Source organism: Glycomyces tarimensis (assembly GCF_054776215.1).
Map to the genome: position 1 here is coordinate 1 of NZ_BAAHCB010000005.1, position 7101 is coordinate 7101.

The 7101-nt window shown below is 69.1% G+C and carries 10 protein-coding genes; 3 read left to right on the top strand and 7 right to left on the bottom strand.

Annotated elements, in window-relative coordinates:
• Window positions 1-221: 221 nt before the first annotated feature.
• From ACYVK3_RS05565 to ACYVK3_RS05575, 3 genes are all read right to left on the bottom strand, one after another.
• Complete coding sequence (locus ACYVK3_RS05565; RefSeq protein ID WP_460496284.1) at window positions 222-575, bottom strand: hypothetical protein; 354 nt, start codon at window positions 573-575, stop codon at window positions 222-224.
• A 121-nt stretch (window positions 576-696) separates the two neighbouring features.
• Complete coding sequence (locus ACYVK3_RS05570; protein WP_460496285.1) at window positions 697-1284, bottom strand: DUF305 domain-containing protein; 588 nt, start codon at window positions 1282-1284, stop codon at window positions 697-699.
• A 253-nt stretch (window positions 1285-1537) separates the two neighbouring features.
• Window positions 1538-2284: an SDR family oxidoreductase gene (locus tag ACYVK3_RS05575; protein ID WP_460496286.1), complete on the bottom strand. Its 747-nt coding sequence runs from the start codon at window positions 2282-2284 to the stop codon at window positions 1538-1540.
• Window positions 2285-2377: 93 nt separating this feature from the next.
• Between ACYVK3_RS05575 and ACYVK3_RS05580 the strand changes: the two genes are divergently transcribed.
• A complete protein-coding gene (locus tag ACYVK3_RS05580) occupies window positions 2378-3067 on the top strand; it encodes a TetR/AcrR family transcriptional regulator (protein ID WP_460496288.1) in 690 nt (229 codons plus the stop codon).
• Here ACYVK3_RS05580 and ACYVK3_RS05585 read toward each other — a convergent pair.
• Both ACYVK3_RS05585 and ACYVK3_RS05590 read right to left on the bottom strand, forming a co-directional pair.
• Window positions 3064-3507 carry a universal stress protein gene (locus ACYVK3_RS05585; protein WP_460496290.1) on the bottom strand — a complete coding sequence of 148 codons (444 nt, stop codon included), beginning with the start codon at window positions 3505-3507 and terminating at the stop codon, window positions 3064-3066. The two genes, ACYVK3_RS05580 and ACYVK3_RS05585, sit on opposite strands and share 4 nt — an antisense overlap.
• An 84-nt stretch (window positions 3508-3591) precedes the next feature.
• The gene (locus ACYVK3_RS05590) at window positions 3592-4431 is read right to left on the bottom strand and encodes an aldo/keto reductase (RefSeq protein WP_460496291.1); all 840 of its coding nucleotides are present in this window, start codon (window positions 4429-4431) and stop codon (window positions 3592-3594) included.
• Between the two features lie 176 nt (window positions 4432-4607).
• Between ACYVK3_RS05590 and ACYVK3_RS05595 the strand changes: the two genes are divergently transcribed.
• A complete protein-coding gene (locus ACYVK3_RS05595; RefSeq protein WP_460496293.1) occupies window positions 4608-5069 on the top strand; it encodes a rhodanese-like domain-containing protein in 462 nt (153 codons plus the stop codon).
• A 17-nt stretch (window positions 5070-5086) separates the two neighbouring features.
• Complete coding sequence (locus tag ACYVK3_RS05600; protein WP_460496295.1) at window positions 5087-5815, top strand: PIG-L deacetylase family protein; 729 nt, start codon at window positions 5087-5089, stop codon at window positions 5813-5815.
• Here ACYVK3_RS05600 and ACYVK3_RS05605 read toward each other — a convergent pair.
• Together ACYVK3_RS05605 and ACYVK3_RS05610 are read right to left on the bottom strand one after the other, a co-directional pair.
• Window positions 5812-6525, bottom strand: a complete 714-nt coding sequence (locus tag ACYVK3_RS05605; RefSeq protein WP_460496296.1) for a hypothetical protein — start codon at window positions 6523-6525, stop codon at window positions 5812-5814. The genes ACYVK3_RS05600 and ACYVK3_RS05605 overlap by 4 nt on opposite strands.
• Window positions 6522-7076 (bottom strand): SigE family RNA polymerase sigma factor, encoded by a 555-nt coding sequence (locus ACYVK3_RS05610; RefSeq protein ID WP_460496963.1) that lies wholly within the window; start codon window positions 7074-7076, stop codon window positions 6522-6524. Before ACYVK3_RS05610 ends, ACYVK3_RS05605 begins: the two co-directional genes overlap by 4 nt.
• Between the last annotated feature and the right edge of the window lie 25 nt (window positions 7077-7101).

Genomic DNA, 7101 nt, shown 5'->3' on the forward strand with positions numbered 1-7101 from the left:
GTCAACCGACGCCGTTGGATCATCGAGCAGGGCATCGCCCACCTCCGATCCTGGAAGATCATTACCACCGGCTACCGCCGACCGCTCCGCAAGGCCGACCGGACCCTGCAAACCGTGATCAAGCTCCAGCTGTACCGACATCACTCGAAGGAGGCTTTTGCATAGGGTTCCAGGAACGCCACCGTGATCGACGACCCCCAGCGCCAATAGCGGGACAGCCTTTAGGCCCTCCAGGACCGGCGCGGCCTGAGTGTGAGGTCGGGCGCGGCCGGCGGGTACGGCGGGTACCGCTCGACGAGGTCCTCCCAGACCTCGTGGGGGATCGCGAGCCCCGCATCGATCATCGCCGCCCCTTGCCACAGCCCGATCCCTTTGAGGGCCTTCGAGGTGCTGCGGCAGATCTCCTCAATGAGGGACGCGAACCGCTCGCCGGCCGCGTCCCGCTCCTCCAGCTCCGCCGGATCGGTTGCGTCCTCCAGCCGGTCCAGCACTTCTCCCAACCGCTCCCACTCCTCCACGAGCGCCAGCACCTGCCGGAACCCCACGGCGATCTCCCCGTCGGTCATCTCGTCCACACTCCACCCCTTTCGGGACGGACTCTAGCCCAAGAGCCTTTCAAGGTACAGGGCACTTCACGAATGGAGTTCGGCTCGCCGTGGACGGACACGGTCGGGACGGCACGGCTCCGAATCGATGTCAATTCGCGGAGCACTGACGGTCAGCGGGCTCGGAGAAGTCGGGGACCTGGCGGGCCTGCGCCTCCTCCGGCGTCTCGGCCGGGCCGTTGCGCTCGATGTCCTCGATGAGCCACTGCATCTCCAGGATCTCTCGCCGCTGCGCCTCGCTGATCTGGACGGCGAGTTCGCAGACTCGCAGGTCCGTGATCTCGGCGCGCTCGGACCGTGTGATCGCCATCGAGTGGTGGGGGATCATCGAGCTCATCCACGCAGTGTCTTGCACGGTGGCCTGGCTGCGGTCGAGGAACGCGCCACCGCCGAGCAGGAGCAGGCTCACCGCGATGATGCCCACGTTCCCCTTGATGTCGCGGAACATGTTCAGCATCCACCCGAGCATGATCAGGCCCATGGCCCCGCCCATGGTGAGCGCCATGAACAGGCGACTCTCACTCCAGCGGACGTGTCCCCACTCCCACGAGCTGACGAACATCAAGGCGTACATGACGACCATGGCCGTCAGGATCATTGCCGCGAACCGCAGGTACATCTTCATGTCGTGCGGTCGGCTCTTCTCGGAGTCGGCCCCGTCCGAGTCACGCTTGTCCATCTTCGAAAGTCTCCGTTCGCTCATCGGAAGTTCTCGGCACGCCTGGAGCGCCGCATACGCTCCCCACCCGTCCCGCTTGGACTGCTGTAACCCTGACTACGACGGAATAAACCGAACCGCCTTCGTCGGCTCATCGGCCGATGCCGCATCGGCGTTATCGCGGGTGCGTGGAGCGCACGCGAACGAGGGCCACCGCACCGGGAACGGCGGTGGCCCTCGCGTCCGTCGGGCGGCCTGCGCCGCCTCAGTCCGGTCAGCGTCCGGACTGCATGGCGAAGACCTCGTCGTAGTCGCCGTTGACCTCGGCGAAGCGCTGGCGCTTGACCCGCTCGACGAGGATCTGCTCGGCGTCGGGCCGGGTCTCGAGGAGGCCCATGACCTCGTCGGCGAAATCGTCGAGCGGCATGGCGCGGTCGGAGTCGGTCGCTCCGGGCATGAGCGTCGTGTGCGTCAGCGGCGGGGCGATCTCGATGACCTGCACCGATGTCTCGCGAAGCTGCTCGCGCAGGCTCTCGGTGTAGGAGTGGATCGCGGCCTTGGTGGCGCTGTAGGTCGGCGCGGCCGACAACGGGACGTACGCCAGGCCGGAGGTCACGGTGACGATCGCCGCCTCGGGCTGCGCGGTCAGGTGCTGCCCGAAGGCGTTGACGAGCTTGATCGGGCCCAGCAGGTTGGTCGCGATGGTCTGCTCGGCGATCGCGACCGAGGCCGGGTGGAGCACCCGTTCGGGACGCATGATCCCGGCCATGGCGACCAGGACGTTGAGGTCGGGGTGCTTCGCCGTGACAGTGTCGAGCAGGCTCCGGATGGACCCCTCGTCGGTGATGTCGAGGACCTCGCCCTCGATGCCGGCGTGCTCGGCCTCGATCTGGTCGAGCAGTTCGCGGCGGCGTCCGGCGACGATCACCTTGTTGCCGGCCTTGTGCAGGCGCTCGGCGAGCGCGAGGCCGATGCCGGAGGTGCCGCCGGCGATGAGGATGGTGTTGTCCGTGGTCTTCATGTCGTTCTCCCGCAAGTCGCTGTTATCAATGATAACGCTACACCGTTTCCGAAGATATGCAATGTACTAGCGGAAAACTGTTATCGTTGATACATGAGTGATCGAGGAGAGATCCGGCAGCGCATCATCGACGCGGCGTCGGAGCTGTTGCACCACCAAGGCGTCGACGCGGTGACCACCCGCGCCGTGAGCGCCGCCGCAGGCGTGCAGCCGCCCACCATCTACCGGCTCTTCACCGACATGCGGGGACTGCTCGACGCGGTGGCATCGAAGGGGTTCGACGAGTATCTGGCGCAGAAGCTGGGAATGGCACTCACCGACGACCCGGTCGAGGACCTGCGCCGGGGCTGGGACCTCCACGTCGAGTTCGGCCTCGAGCGTCCGGCCCATTACCTGCTCATGTTCGGCCACCGGACCCCCGCCCGCCCCTCCGAGGGCGCCGAGCGCGCGGACCAGCGGCTCCGCACGCTGGTCGAGCGCGTCGCCGAGGCCGGCAGGCTCACTGTCGGCGTCGATACCGGCGCCGCGATGGTCGGTGCCGCGGGCAGAGGCGTCACCCTCAGCCTCATCGCCACTGCGGAAGCGGATCGCGACCTCGACATCGCCCGGCGGCTGCGCGAGTCGACGATCGGCGCCGTCACCGGCGCGCCGAGCGGGGAGGCGCGCGAGTTCCCCCGTCGCGCGGCCGGGCTGAAAGCGGTGCTCGGCGAGGCGGACGGGCTCATCTCACCAGGGGAGCGCGCGCTCCTGAGCGAGCTGCTCGACCGCCTCGCGAATGCCTAGGCGTTTTCGGGGATGACGACGACCGGGCAGGTGGCGTGGTGGATGACGTGCTGGCTCACCGAGCCCAGGATCGCCCCGACGAAACCGCCGTGCCCGCGATTGCCCACCACCACGAGATCGGCCTCCTTGGCGCGGTCCAGCAGCACCGCCGCAGGGTGCCCCTCGGCGACAAGCCGCTCGACGCTCACGCGCTCCTCGCCGCCGGTGGCCTCCGCGACCGATTCGCGGAGCATGTCCGCAGCCCCCTCGGCGAAGGTCTCGCTCGGCATCATCACGGCCACGGCCCCGTAATTGACCGGGACCTGCCAGGAATGCACCGCCTCCACCGTCGCTCCGACCGCCTCGGCCTGCGACAGCGCCCACTTCAGCGCCCGGATCGACGACGGGGAGCCGTCGATGCCCACCACGATGCGTCCGTGCCGCCGTTCTTCGTTCGACATATCGATACCCCTTTTCCCTTCGTCCAAGGCAAGCATCACTCACCTGTATACGGTCCGACAGGGACCACGGGCCCGCGTGCGCCCTCAGTGCCCGAAGGAGTCCGAGTCGGCCGCGGCCGACTCGCCACGTTCCAGTGCCGACAACGCCGCGACGTCCTCAGACGAGAGCGAGAAGTCGAAGATATCGAGGTTCTCCGCCAGACGCTCGGGGTTGCTCGACTTCGGCACGGCCGTCAGACCCAGCTCGATGTGCCAGCGCAGCACGATCTGCGCCGGGCTCTTCGAGTAGCGCTCGGCCAGCTCGGCCACGAGCGGTTCCTTCAGCACGTCCACGCCCGATCCGCCGATCGGCGACCACGACTGGGTCACGATCCCGTGCTCGGCGTGGTAGGTCCGGGCCTCGTCGCGGGTGGTGAGCGGGCTCAGCTGGATCTGGTTGAGGTCGGGCACCACGCCGGTCTCGGCGATGATCCGCTCCAGGTGCGCCGGTTTGAAGTTCGAGGTGCCGACGGCCTTGAGCCGGCCCTGCTCGAGCAGCCGGGCCAGGCCGCGCCAGGCGTCGACGTAGCGGTCCTGGCCCGGGTTGGGCCAGTGAATGAGCAGCAGGTCGATGTAGTCGAGGCCGAGCCGGTCGGCGCTGCGCTCGAAGGCGTCGGCGGCGAGCTCGACGCCGTGCCACTCCTTGTTGAACTTCGTGGTCACGAACAGGTCCTCGCGGGCGGCGCCCGAGGCCTTGAGTCCGCGGCCGACGCCGCGCTCGTTGCCGTAGTTCTCGGCGGTGTCCACCAGCCGGTAGCCGATCTCGATCGCCTCGGCGACGGCGCGTTCGGACTCGGCGTCGTCCATCGGCCAGGTGCCCATGCCCAGGCGCGGCATTCGCGCGCCGTGGACGAGCTCGACGGTGGGTGCGGTCGTCGGTGACATCGTTCAGCCCGTCTCTCGGAATCGGTGGTCCGCCCCCATCCTCCTACCGTCGCCCCCGAGCGCAAGTGCGCCGTGCCGTAGATCACTCGGCCGCGGCGCATCGCCGCCCGATCCGGACCGCGATGCGCTCTGTGTCAACGCGAACAACCGCTTGTATCAGTATGTAGTCTCCACATATGGAGAACCCCGTGCTGCGCATCCCGGCGGCCCCGCCCGCAGACGCCCTCGACTACTTCACCGCCCAGCTCGCCTACCGCACCGACGTCTCCGACGTCCACGCGGCGCTCGAAGGCGGCGACCCCGGCTTCACCCTCGTCGACACCCGCGGCCATGCCGCCTGGAGCCAGGGACGCGTGCCCGGCGCCGTCCACCTGCCCACCGACGACATCCCCGCGACGGCCGCCGAGCTCATCGAGGCGGGCAAGCCCGTCGTCGTCTACTGCTGGGGCCCCGGCTGCAACGGCGCCATCCGCGCCGCCGCCGCGTTCGCCCGGGCCGGATACCAGGTCAAGGAGATGCTCGGGGGCATGGAGTACTGGATCCGCGAGGGCCTGCCGGTCGAGACCGCCGACGGCGTCACCGCCCGCGAGGCCGACCCGTTGACCGTCCCCGTCGGCGGCGTCTCCTGCGCCTGCTGAACGGGCATACTGGGGCCATGACCGAACTGCTTGCCATGCCCACCGAATGGTCGAAGGCGCTGGCCATCGTGGCCCACCCCGACGACATGGAATACGGCGCGGCCGCAGCCGTCGCCGCCTGGACCGCCGAGGGCCGCGAGGTCGCCTACCTCATGGTCACCAAGGGCGAGGCCGGGATCGACTCGATCGCGCCCGACGAGTGCGCCCCGCTGCGCGAGGCCGAACAGCGCGCCAGCGCCGCCGTCGTCGGCGTCTCCTCGGTCGAGTTCCTCGACCACCGCGACGGCGTCGTCGAGGCCGGCCTCGAGCTGCGCCGCGACCTGACCGCCGCGATCCGCCGCCACAAGCCCGAACTGGTGATCACGCTCAATCGCCGCGAGTACTTCCAGCCGGGCGGCTGGAACAGCGCCGACCATCGCGCGGTCGGCGAGTCGGTGCTCGACGCGGTCGCCGACGCCGGCAACCGCTGGATCCACACCGATCTGCTCTACCAGGGCCTCGACCCGTGGCCCGGTGTCCGCTGGGTCGCGCTCGCCGGCTCCCCGCTGGCGACCCACGCGGTGGACACGACCGCGACGATGGAGGCCGGCATCGCCTCGCTCCTGGAGCACCGCACCTACATCTCGGGGCTGAGCGACGTCGACCCCGAGACGTATGCGCGCGATTTCCTCACGGGGTTCGCGGCGGCCGGCGGCGAGCGCTTCGGCACGGACTACGCGTGCACGTTCGAACTGGTGTCGTTCTAGTCCTGGGGCTCGAAGCCGCCGATGACCGTGCCCTCGCCCGCGTCCGAGGCGGCCTCGAAGACGAAATAGTCCCCTGCGGCGTCGCGAATGCCGTTGGTGTGGTTGTGCTGCCCGGCGAACGTGTACTCGCCCGGCTCGACGGTCCGGCCGTCCGTGAGCGTCCACCGGTAGATCAGGTAGCCGTCCTCCTCGATCACCTCTGGCGGACCGAAGTAGTGTTCGGCCGTCGTCCACGAGCCGGTAGTCTGAAGGTCGACGGCGTTGACGATGTAAACCTCGACGGTCAGCTCGGTGAGCGGCTCCTCGGTGGTCATGACCAGCTTGGCCTCGGACCAGTAGAAGTTCTCGGTGTTGTCGTTGATCGACGGCCGGGCCATGAGGAAGTCGAGCTCGTCGGCGTCCTCGGGCCTGCCGTCGGCCGGCCCGGGGGAGTCCCGCTCGTCGGGCGAGTCGCTCGAAGTGCCGGTCGCCGGCGGGGTGCGATCAACCGTCTTCTGGCCGTAGCCGACGACGACGATCGCGGCGATGATGGCCACGACGGCGCTGGTGGCGAAGGCCAGGTGCGGGACTCGGAACCGGCCGCGCAAGGGCTCGGCCTTGACCGTCTCGGGGCTCCCCATCCCGGAGGAGAGGCGCTCCCACATTCGCTCGGAGTCGGGCTGGAACTCCTCCGCGGTGACCCGCAGGCGTCTCGGCAGGTCGTCTCTCATAGCCGTACCCCGTTCCGTATGGTCTTCCACGCGGACCCCTCCCGCCTACCGTTCGACGGACCCAGGAGTCGCCGCAGTTCGGCCAGGCCCTTGGAGGTCTGGCTCTTCACCGTTCCGACCGAGATGCCCAGGGCCTCGGCCGTCTGGCGCTCGGACAGGTCGAGCGAGTACCGCAGCACCACGCAGGCGCGCTTGCGGAACGGCAGCCGGGCCAGGGCCCTGCGGATGTCCACGACGGCGGCGACGTTGGGTTCGCTCGACTCCTCGCCCGGGCGCTGCCAGAACGCGATGTTGCGGCGCCGCTCCCTGACGTCCGAGCGAATCCGGCTCTTCGCCAGGTTGGCGACGATGCCGCGGGCGTAGGCGATCCCGGACGAGGACCGCTCTACTTGACTCCACTGCTTCCACACCGCGAGCATCGCGTCCGCCGCGATGTCCTCCGCCGAGGCGCGCTCGCCGATCAGCAGCCACGCGAACCGTGCCAGCTCGGCGTGGTGCTGCTCGAAGAAAACGCGGAACGCCTCTTCGTCGCTGGAGGAGGGGACGTCCAACGCGGTCCTCCGGATGCGGGTAGGT

What these genes read in the sequence shown, in the direction of transcription:
- ACYVK3_RS05570 (WP_460496285.1), bottom strand. Translation starts at nt 1,284, where the DNA reads ATGGACAAGCGTGACTCGGACGGGGCCGACTCCGAGAAGAGCCGACCG.
- ACYVK3_RS05605 (WP_460496296.1), bottom strand. Translation starts at nt 6,525, where the DNA reads ATGAGAGACGACCTGCCGAGACGCCTGCGGGTCACCGCGGAGGAGTTC.
- ACYVK3_RS05585 (WP_460496290.1), bottom strand. Translation starts at nt 3,507, where the DNA reads ATGTCGAACGAAGAACGGCGGCACGGACGCATCGTGGTGGGCATCGAC.
- ACYVK3_RS05580 (WP_460496288.1), top strand. Translation starts at nt 2,378, where the DNA reads ATGAGTGATCGAGGAGAGATCCGGCAGCGCATCATCGACGCGGCGTCG.
- ACYVK3_RS05595 (WP_460496293.1), top strand. Translation starts at nt 4,608, where the DNA reads ATGGAGAACCCCGTGCTGCGCATCCCGGCGGCCCCGCCCGCAGACGCC.
- ACYVK3_RS05575 (WP_460496286.1), bottom strand. Translation starts at nt 2,284, where the DNA reads ATGAAGACCACGGACAACACCATCCTCATCGCCGGCGGCACCTCCGGC.
- ACYVK3_RS05590 (WP_460496291.1), bottom strand. Translation starts at nt 4,431, where the DNA reads ATGTCACCGACGACCGCACCCACCGTCGAGCTCGTCCACGGCGCGCGA.
- ACYVK3_RS05600 (WP_460496295.1), top strand. Translation starts at nt 5,087, where the DNA reads ATGACCGAACTGCTTGCCATGCCCACCGAATGGTCGAAGGCGCTGGCC.